Here is an 18,457-nt window from a genome sequence, read left to right on the forward strand (position 1 = left end):
TATAGCCATGTGCGGACTCTGCGGACTGCTCGGCGAAGACCTGCATTGGAGCGACCCCTTGGGCGATGCCGTGCCCAGGCGCCGTGAGCGCCTGCGCCGGATCGCCGCGATCAACCAGGTGCTCGCAGTATTCCGCCTCAAGGTCGAAGACTTCCAGGGCGCCTCCTATTTGCTGATGGGCGCGACCGGCAAACAGGCCCTGGCCAGCGGCCTGGATCAGCTCTGGCAGGCGGCCGAAAGCATGCTCGGCCGCCCGTTGGACCCGCTCGACCCAAGGCTGTTGGATCACTTGGAGTCAACCTCATGAGCATTGCCTTGAATGTCATCACCGGCTTCCTCGGCAGCGGCAAGACCACCTTGCTCACGCGCCTGTTGCAAGGTGAAAGCCTGGGCGAAACGGCGTTGTTGATCAACGAATTCGGCGATGTGGGCATTGACCATCTGTTGGTCGAAGAGGTCGCGCCGGACACCGTGCTGCTGCCCGGCGGCTGTATCTGCTGTTCGATTCGCGGCGAGTTGAAAGACGCGCTGCTGGCCCTGTTGCAGCGCCGCGAGCGCGGTGAGATCCCGGCGTTCAAGCGCGTGATCCTGGAAACCACCGGCCTGGCCGACCCGGCGCCGATCCTGGCCACACTGAACAATGACGCGCAACTGCGCGGGCGTTTCCATATAGGCCTGGTCATCACGTTAGTGGACGCCAGCCACGCCGCCCTGCAGGAGCGCCTGCACCCTGAGTGGCTGGCTCAGGTAGCGGCGGCCGACCGCCTGCTGCTGAGCAAGACCGACCTGGCCGGCGACTGCACGTGGTTGCGCGCGCATTTGCGGGCGCTGAACGCCGGTACACCGATCCTCGATACCCACGCCATCCTCAGCGGCGACCAATTGCTGCTGGGCGAAGGTGTGCGCAGCGCCGAGCCCGCGCTGGAGGTGCAGCGCTGGCAATTGCACCGATCCACCACCGCGACCCACGGCGCCGCGCAGGTGTGCTGCCTGACCTTCGAACAGCCGCTGGACTGGGTGGGCTTCGGGGTGTGGTTGTCGATGCTGCTAAGATGCCACGGCGACCGAATCCTCCGGGTCAAAGGACTGCTCAACGTGAACGCCAGTACCGCCCCCATCGTCATTCATGGCGTGCAGCATTGCCTGCATGCGCCGGTGCACTTGCCTGCATGGCCGGGCAGCGACCGCCAATCACGCTTGGTATTTATCCTGCGCGGCCTGGATGCCGAGCGGTTGCGTCGATCGTTCGAGGTGTTTTCGCGGCGGTTCGCCCGATGATTACGCTGCGCGTCCTCGGCACCTCCGTGACCTTGCTCGAAACCTTGCGCGTGCGGGCCGAGCAGGAACTTGGCATCCGCCTGGTCTACCAGGTGCACGATGTCGAGCAGGCCCAGCGCATTGCGGTGATGCAACCCGACAGCTACGACCTTTATGACCAATGGTTCCATAACGTCGATTTCGTCTGGCCGGCGCGGGCGATCCAGCCCATCGACACGCGACGCATCGCGCTGTGGCACGAGATCAACGACCTGCCCAAGCGCGGGCGCCTCAGCCCCGGTGACCGCCTGGGCAGCGGCAGCGTGCCCAGCGAGCGCCTGTTCGTGCAGCACGACGGCAGCCTCGGCAGCACCGTGACCGAACGCATCAGCATGCTGCCCCTGACCCACAATGCCGACAGTTTTGCCTACCGCCCGGAGCGTCTGCCCGACGGCTTTTGCCACGGCAATGAAAGCTGGGGCTGGCTGCTGGACCCGGCATGGCGCGCGCGTACCGCGCTGCAAAGCGACGCCGCCATCGGCGCGCTGGATGCCGCGTTGGCGGTGCAGGGCGCCGGGCTCGCCAGCTTCAAGGACATTGGCAACATGAGCATCGAAGACATCGACGTGCTCGCCGATATCCTGGTGCGCAAGCAGAAGGAAGGGCACTTCGCAGCGTTCTGGTCGGACGACAAAGAAGCCGCGCAACTGATGCTCAGCCCGAATATTGATATCCAGAGTCTGTGGTCGCCGACCCTGATGCGCCTGCATCGTGCCGGCGTTAAATACCGCCTGGCGGTGCCGCGTGAAGGTTATCGCGCCTGGTTCGGTGGCTTGTCGCTGTCACGCCATGCCCAGGGGCCGGTGCTGGACGCCGCCTATGCCTACCTCAACTGGTGGCTGTCGGGCTGGCCCGGTGCGGTGATGGCGCGCCAGGGCTATTACATCGGCAACCCGGCCCGTAGTCGCGACCACCTGAGCGCCGCCGAGTGGGATTACTGGTACGCCGGCAAACCCGCACGCGAAGAACTGCCGGGCAGCGACGGCCTGCCGCTGATCGACCGGGGCGAGGTGCGCGACGGCGGTTCCTACGAACAGCGCATGGGCCATATCGCGGTGTGGAACTCGGTAATGGACGAGCACAATTACCTGGTGCGCCGCTGGGGGGATTTCATGCGCGCGCGAGGGCCGGCCTGACGCGCAAAGCCAACCCTCCGTCGCCAATAAGCTGACGGTCAGGCCCCCGGTTTTATTGGGTGGACAAGCGCCTGCCGCGAGCTAATCTGCTCAACACGAATACCCGAATGGGACGGGTATTTTTTGACGCCAGGTCAGCTGTCGCAGGGAATGCACATGACACAGGGACGCAGTGGCACAAACATAAGAACGTTGCCAGAGGGCACGCCGATGACGTGGCGCCATACGTTCCAGACCCGCATCGCCGGCGTGTGGGCGTTGCTGCTGCTGGTGGTGGTCGTCGCTACCTACTTGGCGGTCCAGGCCGCCACCACTCGCGCCGTGGAAAACCAGGCGCGAGCCCAACTGAAAACCGGCAGCCAGGTGTTCGAACGCCTGCTGGATCTGCGAGGCCGGCGCCTGCAATACGACCTTGACTGGCTCACCGCCGATGGCCCCTTCGTCCGTGCAGTGGCCGACGGCGACAGCGCGTCGATCCTGGCGGCGCTGCAGCGCCACGGCAGCGGCATTCGTTCCAGCGAAGTGCTGGTGCTGGGCCTGGACGGTACGGTAAGGGTCAGCACCGCGCCTGGGTTCACCCGCGGCCAGGCCTTCCCCTATGCCGACGCACTGCGTCGCGCACGGCGCAGCGGCCTGCAAATATTGATTGTGACCATGGATCGGCGCCCCTACCTGCTGGTGCAGGACGAGGTGGTCGACGACGTGCCCATCGCTCGTGTGGTCATGGGCGTTCCCATGGACACGTTGTTCGCCAATGAGCTGCGCTCCATGAGCAACCTGGAGGTGTCGTTCCTCAGCGTGCGGGACGGGGAGGCCGGTCAATTGTTCAGCACCCAGCCCGACGCCTATCAGGCCGCAGTGCTCAACCTGTTGCGTGGCGCTCACCCGGGCACCGAGGCGCATATCCATCGCTTCTACGGCGAGCGTGTGCTCAGCCAGGTGCGGTCGCTGGGCAACACGGGCGAGGGCGATGACGTGCGGGTGCTGCTGCAAAGCCCGCTGGACCATGCCGTGGAAGCCTTCGCGCCGCTGGATCGGCAATTCCTCGGGATTGCCCTGGCGGTGCTGGTGGTGTCACTGGCCGGCGCATTGTTCCTGGCGCGGCGCGTGTCGCGGCCGCTCACTGCCCTGGTGGAAGCTGCCGGGCGGATCGGTGCCGGTGACTACCGCACGCCGGTGCGGGTGCGGGGCCACGATGAGTTCGGCCTGCTGGCGCGGGCGTTCAACGCCATGCAAAGCGCGATTGCCATGCGTGAACGGCAACTGGCCCATAACGCCCTGCACGACCCCCTCACCGGCCTGCCCAATCGCGCCCTGGCCATGGAACGCCTGGGCAGTGCGATCAGTGCGCGGCGGCCGGTGGTGCTGCTGTACCTGGGCATCGAAAACTACCGCGCAATCAACGAAGGCTTCGGCCCCCAGGGCGTCGAAGAGATGTTGCGCGAAGCCAGCCGCTGCCTGTCCATGAGCCTGTTGGCCAGCGACACGGCGGCACGTGTGTCCGGCAGCGAATTTCTACTGTTGCTGGAAAATACCCAGGTCGACCGTGCCGTGGCCCGCGCCGACCGTCTCTATGCGCTGCTCACCGAACCCCAGCGCATCGGCCGCGACGAACTGCGCCATCAAGTGAGCATCGGCATCGCGGCGTACCCCACCGATGGTCAGCAGGTGGAAGAGCTGATCAGCCGCGCCGCCATCGCCCGTCACGACGCGGCGACCCTGCCGGGCCACCTGCAGATCTATCAGCAGGACCGCGACCTGGCCCACCAACGCCAGATCACCCTGATCCGCGACTTGCGCCGCGCCGCCGCCGAAGGCGCGCTGCACCTGTGCTACCAGCCCAAGCTCGACCTCAAGCACGGCCAGGTCCGCCAGGCCGAAGCGCTGCTGCGTTGGCAGCATCCCAGGCTGGGGTTGGTCTCGCCCGCCGAGTTCATCCCCCTGGCCGAGCGCACCGGCAGTATGTCCAGCCTCACCTTGTGGGTGATCGAGGAAGCCATCCGCCAGATCGCCGACTGGGCACGGCGAGGCCTGCTGATTCAACTGTCGGTGAACATCTCGGTGGACGACCTGGCCGACGACGACCTGGCGATCCGTGTGACCACGTTGCTCGCGCAGCATGGTGTGGAGGCCCGCCAGATGCTGTTCGAAATCACCGAGAGCGCGATCATGCACGACCCGCGGCAGGCCCTGAGCGTACTCGAGCAATTGCGTGGCTGCGGCATCAGCCTGTCGGTGGATGATTTCGGCACCGGCTATTCTTCTCTGGCCCAGTTGCAGCGCCTGCCGGTGCAGGAGTTGAAGATCGACCAGTCGTTCGTGCGCAACCTCGACAGCGATGGCGGCGATGGGGTGATCGTGCGCTCGACCATCGAGATGAGCCATAACCTGGGACTCAAGGTGGTCGCCGAAGGCGTGGAGTTCGAACCCAGCCTGAGGCTGCTCAAGCAATGGAACTGCGATACCGCCCAGGGTTACCTGATCAGCCGGCCACTCAACGCGATGGCCTTTGAAATGTGGATGCGGCGCGAACGCACGGCGGTCTAGCAATCGCCTTGACCGGCTTCAGCTTTTTCGCAGAGGGTCGATAACAGTGATGCAGCCTGACCGATTGCAGCGTTTTTTACCGACCAACGGTTTGGCGTCTCCCGTGGTTCGATGGTGGCATTTTGCCTTGATTGCGGCATCATGCCTGTGATCGTTCTTTTTCGCCAAGGCTGGCCGTTTTCTACCGGATCTCCCATGGCCCGATGTATTCACCTGTTATCCCACCTAATACTGTTGCTGGCGGCGGCCGGTCCTGCTTCGGCAGCGACCCTTGAAGTGCTGATGCAGCAGGCCGACGGGCGCCCGGTCGCCGACGCGGTGGTGACGCTGCAAGGCCCGGCCGGCGCGGCGGCCGTCGTATCCAGCGCCGAGATGGACCAACGCAGCCAGCGCTTCGCGCCGCATGTGCTGGCGGTGCATACCGGCACGCAGGTGCGGTTCCCCAACAGCGACAATATTCGCCACCAGGTGTATTCCTTTTCGACCGCCAAGCGCTTCGAGCTGCGCCTGTACGAAGGCACGCCGACGGCGCCGCTGCTGTTCGACAAGCCGGGTGTGGTAGTGCTGGGCTGCAATATCCATGACTGGATGCTCGGCTACATCTACGTGACCGACGATCCGCACTTCGGCGTCAGTGATGCCCAGGGCCGCGTGCGCCTGGAGCAACTGACTCCGGGCGATTACCGCGCCACGGTGTGGCACCCGCAACTGGCCGATCTGCAGCCGATGGACGGTGGCACCCTGCATATTCCCGCCGCAGGCCTGAGCCACCGTGTGCTGCTCACACTTGAGCCCGCGTCGGCGGACCTGCCCCCGGCCCCGACGGCCTTCGGCGACGCTTTCAATCGAGCTGCCCGTGAAACTGCGCAGTAGTTACCAGGCGCGGGTCGCCACGGTCCTGATCCTGCTGCTGCTGGTGGTGATCGGTGCGTTGTATTTCAGCGTCAAGGTCGCCACCCGCCAGGCTGTCCAGGGCCAGGCATCGGCACAGTTGGAGGTGGGGACGCGGGTGTTCGAGCGTTTGCTGGATGTACGCGGCCGGCGCCTGGCCGACGGTGTGCAATTGCTGGCCGCCGACTTCGGCTTTCGCGATGCCGTGGCCAGTGGCGATTCGGCGACGATGCGCTCGGTGCTGCTCAACCACGGCAAACGCATCAATGCCAGCGACATGATCCTGCTGGGCATGGACGGCACAGTCCTGGCCAGCACCGTCGACGAAGTCGCCGAGGGTTCCAGTTTTCGCTATGACCAGGCGTTGCGCGAAATGCGCCGCCAGCGCCAGGCCGCGCTGTTGATCGTGCCATTGCAGGGCACCCCGCACCTGCTGGTGGAAGCGCCGGTGCTGGCGCCGTTGCCGATCGCACGGGTGGTGATGGGCTTCAGCATGGACACGGCATTCGCCGATGAATTGCGCTCGTTGAGCAACCTGGAGGTGTCGTTCCTGGCCATCGACCGCCAGCAGCCCGGAACGCTGGTCAGCACCCAACCCCAGGTGCTGCGTGACAGTATCGTCAGCCTGATGCTCGGGCCATCCAGGCATGAGGGTGTGTCCACCACCGAGCACCTCGAACACCGTTTTCTCAGCCAATCGCTGGTATTGGCCACCAATGCCGACAGTCAGGTGCTGGCGTTGCTGCAAAGCCCACTGGATTCGGCGATGCAAGCCTTTGTGCCGCTGGATGAAAAGATCCTCGCCATCGCCCTGGTCGCGCTGGCGGCGTCGTTGATCGGCGCCTTGCTGCTGGCGCGTGGTGTATCGCGGCCCGTGCAAACACTGGCCCAGGCGGCCGAGCGCATCGGGCAGGGCAACTACCAGACCCCGGTGACCCTGACCCGCAGCGATGAACTGGGTCGCCTGGCCCTGGCGCTCAATGCGATGCAAAGCGGCATCGCCGAGCGCGAGCGGCAACTGGCCCACAATGCGCTGCATGACCGGCTCACCGGGTTGCCCAACCGCGCGCTGGCCGTGGAGCGCCTGGGCAGTGCGATTGCCATGCAGCGGCCAATGGCGTTGATTTGCCTGGGCATCGACAACCTGCGCGCCGCCAGCGAAACCGCCGGGCCGGAGGCCGTCGACGCGCTGCTGCTCAACGTCAGCCGGCGCCTGCAGGCCGCGTTGCGTCCACGCGATACGCTGGCGCACCTGATGGCCGACGAGTTTTTACTGCTGCTCGATGGCGCGGGCCGCGACGAAGCGGTAGGCCTGGCCGACAAGCTCCAGCAACTGCTGTTGCGTCCGCAACGTATCGGCGACCACGACCTGGCACTCGACTGCCGCCTGGGCATTGCGGCGTATCCGGCCGATGGCGACACCGCCCACAGCCTGCTTGAGCGCGCGGCGATCGCCATGAAGGATGCCGCGCAGATGCCCGGTCGCCTGCAGGTGTACGAACCGGGGCGCGACCTCGCCCATCGTCGCCAGATCACCCTGATCCGCGACCTGCGCCATGCGCCCGGCCAGGGGCAACTGCTGCTGCATTACCAGCCCAAACTGGATATTCGCCAGGGCCACGTGCGCCAGGCCGAAGCCCTGTTGCGCTGGCAGCATCCGCAGTTCGGTATGGTCTCGCCGGCGGAATTCATTCCCTTGGCCGAGCGCTCGGGCAGCGTTCAGTTGCTGACCCAGTGGGTTATCGAGGAGGGTATCCGCCAGTTGTGCGAATGGAACCGACGCGGCTTGTACCTGCAACTGTCGCTGAACATCTCGGCCGAGGACTTGCTCGGCGATGAGCTGGCCCACCGCGTCTCGACGCTGCTGCGGCGCTATGGCCTGCCGGCCGAACAACTGGTGTTCGAAATCACCGAGAGTGCGGTGATGCGCGAGCCGGAAAAGGCCCTGAAGGTGCTGCACCTGCTGCGTGATTGTGGCATCAGCCTGTCGGTGGATGACTTTGGCACCGGCTATTCGTCACTGGCCCACCTCAAGCGCCTGCCGGTGCAGGAATTGAAGATCGACCAGTCGTTCGTGCGCAACCTGGATGAAACCAGTGAAGACGCGGTGATCGTGCGCTCGACCATCGAGATGAGCCACAACCTGGGCCTCAAGGTGGTCGCCGAAGGCGTCGAATACGCCCACAGCCTGCGCCTGCTGGAGCGCTGGCAGTGCGATACGGCGCAGGGCTACCTGATCAGTCGGCCCTTGAGCGCCGACGCTTTCGAAGCCTGGGTGGCCTTGCCTCTCAGTGCGCAAACTTCGCGGGTACATTGAGGGGCATGACGTGCGTCTTTCTCTTTTGATCGGCTGCGTGGCCGCCCTGAACGTGCCCGCCGCCCTGGCCGATAACGGTCGCCTGATCGCCACCGGCGGCGCCAGCAGCCTGGAGGGCGCGGCGGGTGGCGGCATCACGCCGTGGGCGGTGCTCAGCGGTTATGGCGAACAACACGAGTGGGGCGCGACGGCGTTCGCCACCACGGTCAATCTGCCGGATTATCGGCTCGATGTCGCCGGGTTGGCGCTGGCCTACGACAACCGCGTGGAAGTCTCCTTCGCTCGGCAACGTTTTGACCTGGGCACCTTGGTGCATAAGCTGAACCTGCCCGACGACCACCTCGGCCAGGATGTGCTGGGGATAAAAGTGCGGCTGTTCGGCGATGTGATCTACGACCGCTTGCCCCAGGTTTCGCTGGGCCTGCAATACAAGCATCAGAACACGTTCGATATTCCGCGCCTGGTCGGCGCCAAGCGTGACAGCGACGTGGAAGGCTACCTGGCCGCCAGCCGTCTGTTCATGGGCGCAGCCTTTGGCTACAACGTGCTGGTCAACGGCGGCCTGCGCTACAGCCGCGCCAATGAAACCGGCCTGCTCGGCTTCGGTGGCGACCGCCGCGACCGTCGCAGCCTGCTCAAGGAGGGCTCGGTGGCGCTGTTGTTCAACCCACGCTGGGCATTGGGCGTGGAGTACCGCGAGAAACCCGACAACCTGTCGTTCGCCGGTGAAAGCGACTGGGCGGATGTGTTTCTGGCTTACTTCCCCAGCAAGCAGGTGTCGTTTGTCCTGGCCTATGCCCGCCTTGGCGAGATCGCCACGTTGGATAACCAGAACGGCACCTACCTGTCCGTCCAGGGGAGTTTCTGATGCGTGTATTACCCGTGCTGCTGCTGGCGCTGCTCAGCGCCTGCGCCCAGCAACCGCCCAAGGACGACAGCCTCTACCGCGACCTCGGCGCCATGCCCGGCATCACTCGCATCGTCGAAGGCATGCTGCTCAACATCGCCCGCGACGACCGCATCGTCGAGCGCTTCCGGCGTATCGACATCCAGCGCCTGCGCAACAAACTGATCGAACAGTTCTGCGTCGAAGCCGGTGGCCCATGCACCTACACCGGCGACAGCATGGCCGAGAGCCACAAAGGCCAGAACGTCAGCCGCAGTGACTTCAACGCATTGGTGGAGGATCTGATCAAAGCGATGGACAGCGAAGGGATCCCAGTGCCCACACAAAACCGCCTGCTCGCCCGCCTGGCGCCCATGCGCGGCGAAGTGATCGAACACTGACTTCAGCTCCAACCCCTTTCCAGTGGAGGAGGGGGCTTGCCCCCGATGGCCGGCGGCATCTATATAAACCTCACAGGCTGACCCACAACCTTGTGGTGAGCAGGTTTGTTGTGGTGAGCGGGCTTGCCCCGCGCTGGGCTGCGAAGCAGCCCCAAACCAAGACACCACGGTGTGCCAGACAAGACCACATCGCCTGGAAAGGGGCTGCTTCGCAGCCCGGCGCAGGGCAAGCCTGCTCACCACAGCAGGTCTGCTCACCACAAGAACCGCATGTTTTCGAAGGCTTGTAGATAGCTGTGCCCCTATGGCGGCGGGGCAGTGAGAACTTTTTATTGGCTGACCAGCAGCCGTATTGAACCCATGAAAAAGGCGGCTACCCGTAAGGGACGCCGCCTTTATCTTGCTGCCGGTAACGCTTATTCCGGCAGTTTGAACGCCATCACATAATCACCCTGCTTGGTGCCCAGGGAGCCGTGACCGCCGGCCATGACCAGCACGTATTGCTTGCCGTCCTTGCCGGTGTAGGTCATCGGGGTGGTCTGGGCGCCGGCTGGCAGGCGGCCTTCCCACAGTTGCTTGCCGTTTTTCACGTCATAGGCACGCAGGTACTGGTCCAGGGTGCCGCTGAGGAACGCCACACCACCGGCGGTGGTGAAGGTGCCGCCCAGGCTCGGTACGCCCATGGTCAGCGGCACTGGAACCGGCGAGCTGTCACGCACGGTGCCGTTTTTGTGCATCCAGATGGTTTTGTGGGTGGTCAGGTCGACCGCCGCCACATAACCCCACGCCGGCGCCTGGCAAGGCAAGCCCATCGGCGACAGCAAAGCTTCGAGGATCACACCGTACGGCGCGCCTTTGTTCGGTTGCACGCCTTCGGTTTCGCTGACGCGCGGGCCTTGCTTGGCGATCTCGGCGGCCGGGATCAGTTTGGATTTGAACGCCATGTAGCTCGGGTTTACGAACGCGATCTGACGTACCGGGTCGACGGAAATGCCACCCCAGTCGAACACGCCGAAGTTACCTGGGTACACGATCGAACCCTGCAGCGACGGCGGGGTGAACGGACCGTCATAGCGCATGGATTTGAAATCGATACGGCACAGCATCTGGTCGAATGGCGTCACGCCCCACATGTCACGCTCTTTGAGCGGCGGTGGCATAAAGTTCAGCTCGGACTTCGGCTGGGTCGGGGAGGTACGGTCGCCCGCCACTGCGCCTTGCGGCACAGCCACTTCGTGGATCGGCACCACCGGCTGGCCGGTTGCACGGTCCAGCACATAGATGCTGCCCTGCTTGGTCGACGCCATCACCGCCTGCTTCACGCCGGCTTCGGTCTTGATGTCGATCAGCGAAGGCTGGCCGCCGACGTCCATGTCCCACAGGTCATGGTGGGTGAACTGGAAGGTCCACTTCACGTGACCGGTGTCGATGTCCAGCGCGGTCAGGCCCGCAGCGTACTTCTCGGAATCATCGGTACGGTCGCCGCCATACTGGTCGGGCATCTGGTTGCCCATCGGCAGGTAGAGCATGCCGAGTTTTTCGTCCACGGCGAACATGGACCACATGTTCGGCGAGTTACGGGTGTAGGTCTTGCCCTCGGCCAACGGGGTGGTGTCGTCCGGGTTGCCGCTGTCCCAGTTCCACACCAGCTTGCCGGTGTGCACGTCGAACGCGCGGATCACACCGCTTGGCTCGTCGACGGAAACGTTGTCGGTCACATGACCACCGATGACCACCAGGTTTTTGGTCACGGCCGGTGGCGAAGTGGAGTAGTAACCGCCTGGGGCGAAGCTACCGATATTGGCACGCAGGTCGACCTGGCCTTTGTCGCCGAAGTCTTCGCACATTTTGCCGGTGTCGGCGTTCAGGGCGATCAGGCGGGTATCGGCGGTCGGTACGAAGATGCGTTTCGGGCAGGCATTCGGCGCGGCGGCCGGGCTGGCGCTGCCGGTCGGGCTCTGTTCGGAGGCATAGGCGGCGTCATCGTGATACGACACGCCACGGCAGGTCATGTGCGCCCAGCCTTTGAAGTTCTCGGCACCCTGGCTGCTGATCTTCGGATCGAAGCGCCAGATTTCCTTGCCGGTGTCCGGGTCCAGCGCGATCACTTGGCTGTGCGGTGTGCACACGTAGAGCATGCCGTTGACTTTCAGCGGGGTGTTTTCCGCGGTGGTCTCGCCTGGATCGTTAGGGCCTGGGATGTCGCCGGTGCGGTAGGTCCACGCCGGCACCAGTTTGTGCGCGTTCTCCGGAGTGATCTGCGCCAGCGGCGAGTAGCGATCACCAAAGGCCGAACGGCCGTAGGAATTCCAGTCGCCATCGGCCTGGGCCGGCGCAGCGCTGGCCATGCCCGGCACGGCATCACGGTCCAGTTCGCCGGTCTTGACCATTTCACCGGGGTTGGTGAATTGGCTGGCCAGGGCGGTCGCACCGGCCAGCACCACGGCCACGCTCAGCGCGCCGGTGCCCAGTGGCGCAGGCTGGCCGCACAGCAACGGACGGCGAACCCACGGCAGCAGCATGACGATGCCCAGGGCGAACAGCAGCGCCAGGCGCGGTACCAGTTGCCACCAATCCAGGCCGACTTCCCACAATGCCCACACGGTGCTGGCAAACAGCACCAGTGCGTACAGGCCCAGCGCCGCGCGGCGGGTGGCCAGCAGCAGAACGCCGGTGAGGGTAATACCGATACCGGCCAACAGGTAGTACAGCGACCCGCCGAGCGTAGTCAGCTTGATACCGCCGGCCAGCAGGGCCAGGCCCATGATCAGCAGCAAGACGCCGAGCAGCCTGGGCAGCAGGCGGCTTGGGCGCGAAGCACCATCAGTGCTCATAGTGTGTTTCTCCGTGACGTTGGAATAGTTGTGTAACCCCGTGCTTCACTCACTGTAGATGACGATTTGGCGCGGGCTTGGTTCAGCGTTATTTCGGTTTTTGTGGGGGATGGCGCGGGTTATCCACCGGCGGGCGATTGAACCCCAGGCGCAGGTCGAGATAAGACAGCGCTGTCTTGGGTATGGGAGATATTCGGCAAGATGGGATCGACCGCAGGCGTGAAACGTTTCAGTTTGTTGCGGCAAGGATAAAGAGATGACGCGCCGAGAGAAAGCGCAAATCGCAAGATGCATCATTTCCGATTTGGTAACAGTGACAGAACGTCGCTGCATACACGGTGGTTTCAGCCTTGAGTTGAATGGCGAACGAACTGCCCCCGCGCGGGGCAAGCCCGCTCACCACACCGTTGTGGGTCAGCCTGTGAGACTCGATGGCCATCGGGGGCAAGCCCCCTCCCACAGCGCACAGCACGGGTGTCTACATTTTCTTTGCTGAAAAGAAGCGATTTTTTTGTGGTGAGCGAGCTTGCCTCGCGCGAGGCCGGCCCCTTCACCACAAGAGCCTCGGCTTTTTAAAAGGTCGTGCGAACGCCCACCTGCACGCTGCGGCCCGGTGCCGGGGCGATGTCGCGCAGGATCGAGCTGGCATAGCGCACGGTCTGATTGGTGAGGTTTTCGCCGTTCACGAATGCCAGCCACTGGCTGGTGCCGACATTGAAGCGGTAACCGGCGCTGGCGCCCAGGGTGGTGTAGCCGTCGGTGCCGCTTTCGTTATCCGGTACGCGGCCCTGGCCGGCGGCGTGTTCCACGTCGATGCGCGCCTGCCAGCGGTCCAGTTCCCACAGCAGGCCGCTGTTCAGGCGCAATGGCGCAATGCGCGGCAAGGCTTCGCCGGTGTCCAGATTGGTGGCGCGGGTGTAATCGCCTGACAATTCCAGCGCAAACTTGCCGTAGGCGCTTTCGCCGAGTTTCCAGTGATCCTGGGCTTCGAAGCCGGCGAATCGCGCACGCACACCGGAGTATTCGTACTCGGGGATGCCCGTCGGATCTTCTTCACCTTCGTCGTTCAGCGTACGACCGGTGCCCAACAAACCGATGTAATTGGAAAAGTGGCTGTAGAACACGCCGAAGCTGCCCTTGTGAGTGCCATTGTCGAAACGCAGCGCCAGGTCGCTGGACACGGCTTTTTCTTTTTTCAGGTTGGCATCGCCCAATTCAAAGGTGCCGGTGGCGACGTGCGCACCGTTGGCGTACAGCTCATAGAATGTCGGCGCCCGTTCGGTGTAGCCCAGGGTCGCGGCCAGGGACCAGATTGGCGTCAGCGTATACACCGCGCCCGACGACAGGCTGCCGGCGGTGAAGGTATTGCTTTGGTCGGCACCGGCGAAACGTGCGTTGCCTTTGGCGTCGGGGTCGACCTGGGTGTGCTCCAGGCGCCCGCCAAGGCTGAGCTTGAGGCGTTCGGTGGCCTGCAGTTCTTCGAGGATAAACAGCGCGCCAGCGGTGGTGTCGGTTTGCGGCACAAAGGCTTCTTCGCCCAGGGCCGAGAACTCGTTGCGCGTCACCTGCGCGCCGACCACACCATTGAGCGGCCCGATAGGCTGGTGCCGCGCTTCCACTCGGGCTTCGTAGCCTTTGTTCTTGAACACGGTGCCGGTCTCGCCGCCTTCGATTTCGCGGTGTTCGTAATCGGTGTAGCCCGCGTCGAGTTTTACCGAGGTGAACGGCCCCTGCAGGTTGCGGATCTGCGACGCGAAGGCGTAGTGATCCTGCTGCATGCGGATACGCACGTCCTGTTCGGCGGGCGAGCCGTAGTTGCTGTCGTAGTTGCTGTAGGACAGCCCGGCGTAGCCGTCGTCCCAGGTGTAGGAACCGCCCACCGCGCCGCCGTCCTGACGCCCGTCGCTGTTGCCCAGGCGACCGTTCCTGCCGGGGCCGTCGTCGCTGTTCGGTGCGTGCCGGCTGCGTGCGTCGCCGGGGATTTTCAGATCGTTGAACGCCCGCGCGCTGGCGTCCAGGTGCAGGGCGAACGCACCGTTGCCGGCCTCCAATCTGCCGGCGCTGCTGCGGGTGGTGTCCGCGCCGCCGTAGCGCAGCTCACCGGCGCCCTGGATACCTTCAATGGCTTCGGTGGGGATGCGGTTGTCGAAAGTATTGACCACGCCACCGATGGCGCTGCCGCCATACAACAGCGCCGCCGGGCCGCGCACGATTTCAATGCGCTCCACATTGACCGGGTCCAGCGGCACCGCATGATCGTAGGACAGCGACGACGCATCCAGCGCGCCCACGCCATTGCGCAGCAGGCGAATGCGGTCGCCATCCTGGCCGCGAATGATCGGCCGGCTCGCACCTGGACCAAAGTACGACGAGGACACCCCCGGCTGTTTATTCAGGGTTTCACCCAGGCTGCCTTTTTGCTGCAGGGTCAGTTCATCGCCCTCCAGCACGGTGGTGGGCGAGGCCAATTGTTCGCTGCCCAGCGGGTTGCCGGTGACCACCTGGGTTGGCAGCTCAAGGGCGTGGGTTTCGGTGCAGATCAGCAGCGCGGCGGCGAGTGGGGTCAAGCGCCAGAAGGAGGGGAGGGACATCGGACATTCCTTGGAAAAGCGACGAAAAGATTTGAAAGTAATAGTTACAATATAACATCTCTTTTTGCCAGGGAACGGGAACTTTTTTACCTGGTCTGACGGGGTGATAAGGTGTGCACCCTTCCGACCCGACTCTTCATAGGCCTGGCATGACCGCGACAAGCAACGACCCTCTCCATGGCGTCACCCTGCAACACATCCTCACCACATTAGTGGAGCATTACGAATGGCAAGGCCTGGCCGAGCGCATTGATATTCGCTGTTTCAAGAGCGATCCGAGCATCAAGTCGAGCCTGACCTTCCTGCGCAAAACCCCATGGGCGCGGGAAAAAGTCGAAGGGCTGTACGTGAAGCTGATGCGCACCAAACGACCGTTGGATTGAACCCATGAAGCGGTATGCGGCGGCAGCGGCACTGGCCGGTTGGGTGGGCCTGGCGATTCAGCAGTACCTGATTTTCTATTCGCGCTGGACGTCCGGCGCCAGCCTGATGGGTGGGCTGATCAACTTTTTCAGTTTCTTCACCGTGTTGACCAATACCCTGGCGGTGGTGGTGCTCAGCTATGCCCTGGTCAATCGCCCCTCGGCGGCGCGGCGATTTTTTCTCGCGCCAGCGGTGAGCAGTGGCATCGCGGTGAGCATCGTAGTGGTGGGCCTGGCCTACAACCTGTTGCTGCGGCATTTGTGGCAGCCCGAAGGTTTCCAATTCATTGCCGACGAACTGCTGCACGACGTCATGCCCGTGCTGTCCGCGGTGTATTGGTGGCGGTACGTGCCCAAGGGGCAGTTGCGCTTTACGCACATCGGCCTGTGGGTGATCTACCCGCTGGTGTATTTCGGCTACGCGCTGCTGCGTGGCGATCTGCTCGGGCAATATCAGTACCCGTTCATCGACGTGAGTACGCTGGGTTATCCCCAGGTGTTCGTGAATGCCGGGGGGATTCTGGCGGGGTTTGTGCTGATTGCGACTGTGGTGGTGGGGGTGGACAAGTCTTTGCGGTCGCCATCGCTCTGACGTGGGCATGTCAGCCGGTTCATCGTTGGCTGACATGCTGCTATCGGAATTGGATCATCCTCTGTTCTGGAGGGACGAGTTATTCCTCTTCGCTACCGTCGGCGCGCCAGTAACCGACAGCCTTGAGGTACTCCTCGTTCACACGGTGCGTGTCGAGCAGCACCCGTCGCAGTTGGCGCGACACCTTGGTTTCGGTCGCCACGAAGCAGTACAGCGAACCCTCCGGCATCCTCAGGTTCTGCACCGTCTGAACCAGGTCATCCTGGCCACGCACCACCCAAATGACCTTCACATTGGCTGCACTGTGCAGTAGCTGTTGCTCCGCCGCATCGGCGATTTCAATCACCGCCAATACCGTGCGCCCGGCCGGCAGTTCTTCCAGGCGTCGACCGATGGCCGGCAGCGCGGTTTCGTCGCCGATCAGCAGGTAGCTGTCGAATATGTCGGGCACGATCAACGAGCCCCTTGGCCCGCCGATGTAGAGGTGCTGGCCGGGTGTGGCCTGTTCGGCCCAGGTGGAGGCGGGGCCGTCGCCGTGCAGCACGAAGTCGATGTCCAGTTCGCCGCGTTGCGCGTCATGGCGGCGTGGCGTGTAGTCGCGCATGGCCGGTTGCGGGCCATCGCCCTTGATGTTGAACGTCGGGCTCTCCAGTGCGGCCTGTCCGGCGGCGTCGCGCGGGAACAACAGCTTGACGTGGTCGTCGCTGCCCAGGCTGATAAAGCCCGCCAGCTGCGGCCCGCCCAGGGTGATGCGGCGCATGCGTGGGGTGATATCGACAACGCGTAGCACGTCGAGGCGGCGGCGTTTGATTTCGTGGGTGACGCGGTGGATGACTGGCCTATTCATTGAGCTTTCCCGTCAGCGATGGCTTGGGCGGTGCCGTTGAGCAACGCGGCGACCCGCACGATTTCTTCCGGGCTCCAGCGCCCGTGGTGCGAATGCAAGGCGTGGCGCAGGTTATGCACCGCCTCGTGGATTTCCGGCGGACGATCATGCCCGCGCAGCGAGCGCTTGCTTACGTCCATGCGCAGGCGAATGCCATCGAGGGCAACCGCTTGTTCGCTCAAGAAGAGACGGCCGGCGTCGGTGATGGTGTAGCGTTTTTTTCCGCCTTCGGCGTCGCCGCTGATCAATTCGCTTTCCTCCAGGAAGGTCAGCGTGGGGTAGATCACACCCGGGCTGGGGCTGTAGGCACCGTCGAACAGGGCTTCGATCTTGCGGATCAGGTCATAGCCGTGGCAAGGCTGCTCGGCGATCAGTGCCGGTAGCAGCAATTTCAGATCACCCGGCGCAAATACACGTGGGCCACGTCCGCCGCGTTCGCGGCCGGGGCGTTTTTCGAAGCCGTCGCGGCTGTCACCGTGGTCTCGGTGATGATGAGGGTCTCTCATGGTCGTAGCCTCTGTCTGATTTAGATACAACTTAAGATATATCTTACGAAAAGGGCAACGTTGTCTGACCAGCGGTATCGACTGCCGCACCCCGCGTCGAAGAACGGAAAACGGCAGGGAGAAGCCGCGCCTATATCGAGAGTTGTCGATTAAATAAATAGCATTTTCGTGAATAACGCTTACAGTTGTTAGTTGGAGTTATTACTCTAAAACAAGTAATGGTCAGGCAGGCTGTGGCGTGTAGTACATTTCTTACAGTTAAGTGCATTAGATAAGTAGTATCTGGGCCTAATTAGTTGTGGTAACCGGACTACAGTAATTATTCATAATATTGAATTTAATGATTTTTTTCCTTCTGCTCATGTTGTGCATTACTACGCTTTAATACGAAACGGCTGGCTTCATTAAGTTGGTTTTCGAGGGACTATTTACGTGCTTCGCAAGACCCGGTTCGAATTGGGCTGTGCGACGCACGGAAATGCGTTGTTCAACTAACTTTCTGACGTGATAAAACAGGTACTTAAAATGCTTAAGAAGACCGCTTTCGTACTGCCATTGATGGCGCTGGCTTTCGGCTCCTCCAGCGTATTCGCTGCCGGTGAAGCCTCCAGCATCATCAACATCAAGGCGACGATTCCGACCCAGCAGTTCCATGCACAGCCGGTTGATCCGAACTGGGGTCGCGATGAAACCATGAACTACAACACCGTCACCGGTGACCTGAGTTCGCTGCGCGCCACCTACAACGTGAAAAACACCGACGGCTCCATCAAGGCGTACATCGAAGGCGGCCCAGCGTCGTTGACCAACGGCACCGACTCCATCGCGCTGACCACCACCTTCAACAACGTAACCCTCACCGGTTCGCCGCTGGAAGTGGTCGATGACCCCAGCTCCACCCCAGGTACCCAAGCCGACATGGTGGTGACTGCCGCCAAGCCAGCGGCTGGCATTGCCGGTCTGTTCACCACCAGCTACACCGTGGTGTTTGACCACGAGCCACGTGTAACCCCTTGAGGCATAGCCAACTGAGCAATAAGCACCGTTTTATTGCCGGGTAGCGATACCGGTCGACAGGCAGCTTCTGTCGGTCGACCGGTTTTCCCATGAAGTCCGAAATTCAGAGAATTC

General features: G+C 63.1%; 15 protein-coding genes. 11 read left to right on the forward strand and 4 right to left on the reverse strand.

All coding sequences use genetic code 11. The features are described from left to right. Positions 1 to 7 precede the first annotated feature (7 nt). The 8 genes from PSH94_RS05310 (at position 8) to PSH94_RS05345 (ending at position 9,495) form a co-directional block, all read left to right on the forward strand. A complete protein-coding gene (locus PSH94_RS05310) occupies positions 8 to 307 on the forward strand; it encodes a hypothetical protein (protein ID WP_181078314.1) in 300 nt (99 codons plus the stop codon). Further along, positions 304 to 1,278: a GTP-binding protein gene (locus PSH94_RS05315; RefSeq protein WP_305436711.1), complete on the forward strand. Its 975-nt coding sequence runs from the start codon at positions 304 to 306 to the stop codon at positions 1,276 to 1,278. The genes PSH94_RS05310 and PSH94_RS05315 overlap by 4 nt, the downstream gene beginning before the upstream one ends. After that, a complete protein-coding gene (locus tag PSH94_RS05320; RefSeq protein WP_181078309.1) occupies positions 1,275 to 2,453 on the forward strand; it encodes a PotD/PotF family extracellular solute-binding protein in 1,179 nt (392 codons plus the stop codon). The genes PSH94_RS05315 and PSH94_RS05320 overlap by 4 nt, the downstream gene beginning before the upstream one ends. A 210-nt stretch (positions 2,454 to 2,663) precedes the next feature. Then, positions 2,664 to 5,000 carry a bifunctional diguanylate cyclase/phosphodiesterase gene (locus PSH94_RS05325; protein ID WP_305436713.1) on the forward strand — a complete coding sequence of 779 codons (2,337 nt, stop codon included), beginning with the start codon at positions 2,664 to 2,666 and terminating at the stop codon, positions 4,998 to 5,000. Positions 5,001 to 5,195: 195 nt separating this feature from the next. Then, entirely contained in the window at positions 5,196 to 5,873 is a 678-nt protein-coding gene (locus PSH94_RS05330) for a methylamine utilization protein (protein ID WP_305436715.1), read from the forward strand. Continuing rightward, positions 5,857 to 8,208 carry a bifunctional diguanylate cyclase/phosphodiesterase gene (locus PSH94_RS05335; RefSeq protein ID WP_181078303.1) on the forward strand — a complete coding sequence of 784 codons (2,352 nt, stop codon included), beginning with the start codon at positions 5,857 to 5,859 and terminating at the stop codon, positions 8,206 to 8,208. The genes PSH94_RS05330 and PSH94_RS05335 overlap by 17 nt, the downstream gene beginning before the upstream one ends. 10 nt (positions 8,209 to 8,218) lie before the next feature. Continuing rightward, on the forward strand, positions 8,219 to 9,076 hold the full coding sequence (locus tag PSH94_RS05340; protein ID WP_181078301.1) for a DUF3034 family protein: 858 nt from the start codon (positions 8,219 to 8,221) through the stop codon (positions 9,074 to 9,076). Further along, on the forward strand, positions 9,076 to 9,495 hold the full coding sequence (locus tag PSH94_RS05345; RefSeq protein WP_370694745.1) for a group 1 truncated hemoglobin: 420 nt from the start codon (positions 9,076 to 9,078) through the stop codon (positions 9,493 to 9,495). Before PSH94_RS05340 ends, PSH94_RS05345 begins: the two co-directional genes overlap by 1 nt. Before the next feature lie 416 nt (positions 9,496 to 9,911). On the opposite strand, the gene PSH94_RS05350 is transcribed toward PSH94_RS05345, so the two are convergent. Together PSH94_RS05350 and PSH94_RS05355 are read right to left on the reverse strand one after the other, a co-directional pair. Then, entirely contained in the window at positions 9,912 to 12,329 is a 2,418-nt protein-coding gene (locus tag PSH94_RS05350) for a glucose/quinate/shikimate family membrane-bound PQQ-dependent dehydrogenase (protein ID WP_305436716.1), read from the reverse strand. Between the two features lie 572 nt (positions 12,330 to 12,901). After that, positions 12,902 to 14,920, reverse strand: coding sequence for a TonB-dependent receptor (locus PSH94_RS05355; protein WP_253510663.1), 2,019 nt, complete (start codon positions 14,918 to 14,920; stop codon positions 12,902 to 12,904). Between the two features lie 149 nt (positions 14,921 to 15,069). On the opposite strand from PSH94_RS05355, the gene PSH94_RS05360 reads away from it, so the two are divergent. Together PSH94_RS05360 and PSH94_RS05365 are read left to right on the forward strand one after the other, a co-directional pair. Then, the gene (locus tag PSH94_RS05360; RefSeq protein WP_034096082.1) at positions 15,070 to 15,303 is read left to right on the forward strand and encodes a VF530 family DNA-binding protein; all 234 of its coding nucleotides are present in this window, start codon (positions 15,070 to 15,072) and stop codon (positions 15,301 to 15,303) included. A 4-nt stretch (positions 15,304 to 15,307) separates the two neighbouring features. Next, positions 15,308 to 15,934 carry a Pr6Pr family membrane protein gene (locus PSH94_RS05365; RefSeq protein WP_305436718.1) on the forward strand — a complete coding sequence of 209 codons (627 nt, stop codon included), beginning with the start codon at positions 15,308 to 15,310 and terminating at the stop codon, positions 15,932 to 15,934. Between the two features lie 79 nt (positions 15,935 to 16,013). On the opposite strand, the gene PSH94_RS05370 is transcribed toward PSH94_RS05365, so the two are convergent. Both PSH94_RS05370 and PSH94_RS05375 read right to left on the reverse strand, forming a co-directional pair. Continuing rightward, positions 16,014 to 16,781: a siderophore-interacting protein gene (locus PSH94_RS05370; protein WP_305436719.1), complete on the reverse strand. Its 768-nt coding sequence runs from the start codon at positions 16,779 to 16,781 to the stop codon at positions 16,014 to 16,016. Continuing rightward, complete coding sequence (locus PSH94_RS05375) at positions 16,778 to 17,326, reverse strand: PadR family transcriptional regulator (RefSeq protein ID WP_181081868.1); 549 nt, start codon at positions 17,324 to 17,326, stop codon at positions 16,778 to 16,780. Before PSH94_RS05375 ends, PSH94_RS05370 begins: the two co-directional genes overlap by 4 nt. Before the next feature lie 525 nt (positions 17,327 to 17,851). On the opposite strand from PSH94_RS05375, the gene PSH94_RS05380 reads away from it, so the two are divergent. Then, entirely contained in the window at positions 17,852 to 18,343 is a 492-nt protein-coding gene (locus PSH94_RS05380) for a CS1 type fimbrial major subunit (protein ID WP_253510667.1), read from the forward strand. Positions 18,344 to 18,457: the final 114 nt, after the last annotated feature.

The sequence above is a fragment of the Pseudomonas sp. FP2254 genome (assembly GCF_030687695.1).
In the GTDB taxonomy this organism is placed as follows: domain Bacteria; phylum Pseudomonadota; class Gammaproteobacteria; order Pseudomonadales; family Pseudomonadaceae; genus Aquipseudomonas; species Aquipseudomonas quebecensis.

Coding starts and splice junctions, on each gene's coding strand:
- PSH94_RS05365 (WP_305436718.1), top strand. CDS start 15,308: ATGAAGCGGTATGCGGCGGCAGCGGCACTGGCCGGTTGGGTGGGCCTG.
- PSH94_RS05370 (WP_305436719.1), bottom strand. CDS start 16,781: ATGAATAGGCCAGTCATCCACCGCGTCACCCACGAAATCAAACGCCGC.
- PSH94_RS05380 (WP_253510667.1), top strand. CDS start 17,852: ATGCTTAAGAAGACCGCTTTCGTACTGCCATTGATGGCGCTGGCTTTC.
- PSH94_RS05310 (WP_181078314.1), top strand. CDS start 8: ATGTGCGGACTCTGCGGACTGCTCGGCGAAGACCTGCATTGGAGCGAC.
- PSH94_RS05345 (WP_370694745.1), top strand. CDS start 9,076: ATGCGTGTATTACCCGTGCTGCTGCTGGCGCTGCTCAGCGCCTGCGCC.
- PSH94_RS05360 (WP_034096082.1), top strand. CDS start 15,070: ATGACCGCGACAAGCAACGACCCTCTCCATGGCGTCACCCTGCAACAC.
- PSH94_RS05355 (WP_253510663.1), bottom strand. CDS start 14,920: ATGTCCCTCCCCTCCTTCTGGCGCTTGACCCCACTCGCCGCCGCGCTG.
- PSH94_RS05330 (WP_305436715.1), top strand. CDS start 5,196: ATGGCCCGATGTATTCACCTGTTATCCCACCTAATACTGTTGCTGGCG.
- PSH94_RS05375 (WP_181081868.1), bottom strand. CDS start 17,326: ATGAGAGACCCTCATCATCACCGAGACCACGGTGACAGCCGCGACGGC.
- PSH94_RS05325 (WP_305436713.1), top strand. CDS start 2,664: ATGACGTGGCGCCATACGTTCCAGACCCGCATCGCCGGCGTGTGGGCG.
- PSH94_RS05320 (WP_181078309.1), top strand. CDS start 1,275: ATGATTACGCTGCGCGTCCTCGGCACCTCCGTGACCTTGCTCGAAACC.
- PSH94_RS05315 (WP_305436711.1), top strand. CDS start 304: ATGAGCATTGCCTTGAATGTCATCACCGGCTTCCTCGGCAGCGGCAAG.
- PSH94_RS05350 (WP_305436716.1), bottom strand. CDS start 12,329: ATGAGCACTGATGGTGCTTCGCGCCCAAGCCGCCTGCTGCCCAGGCTG.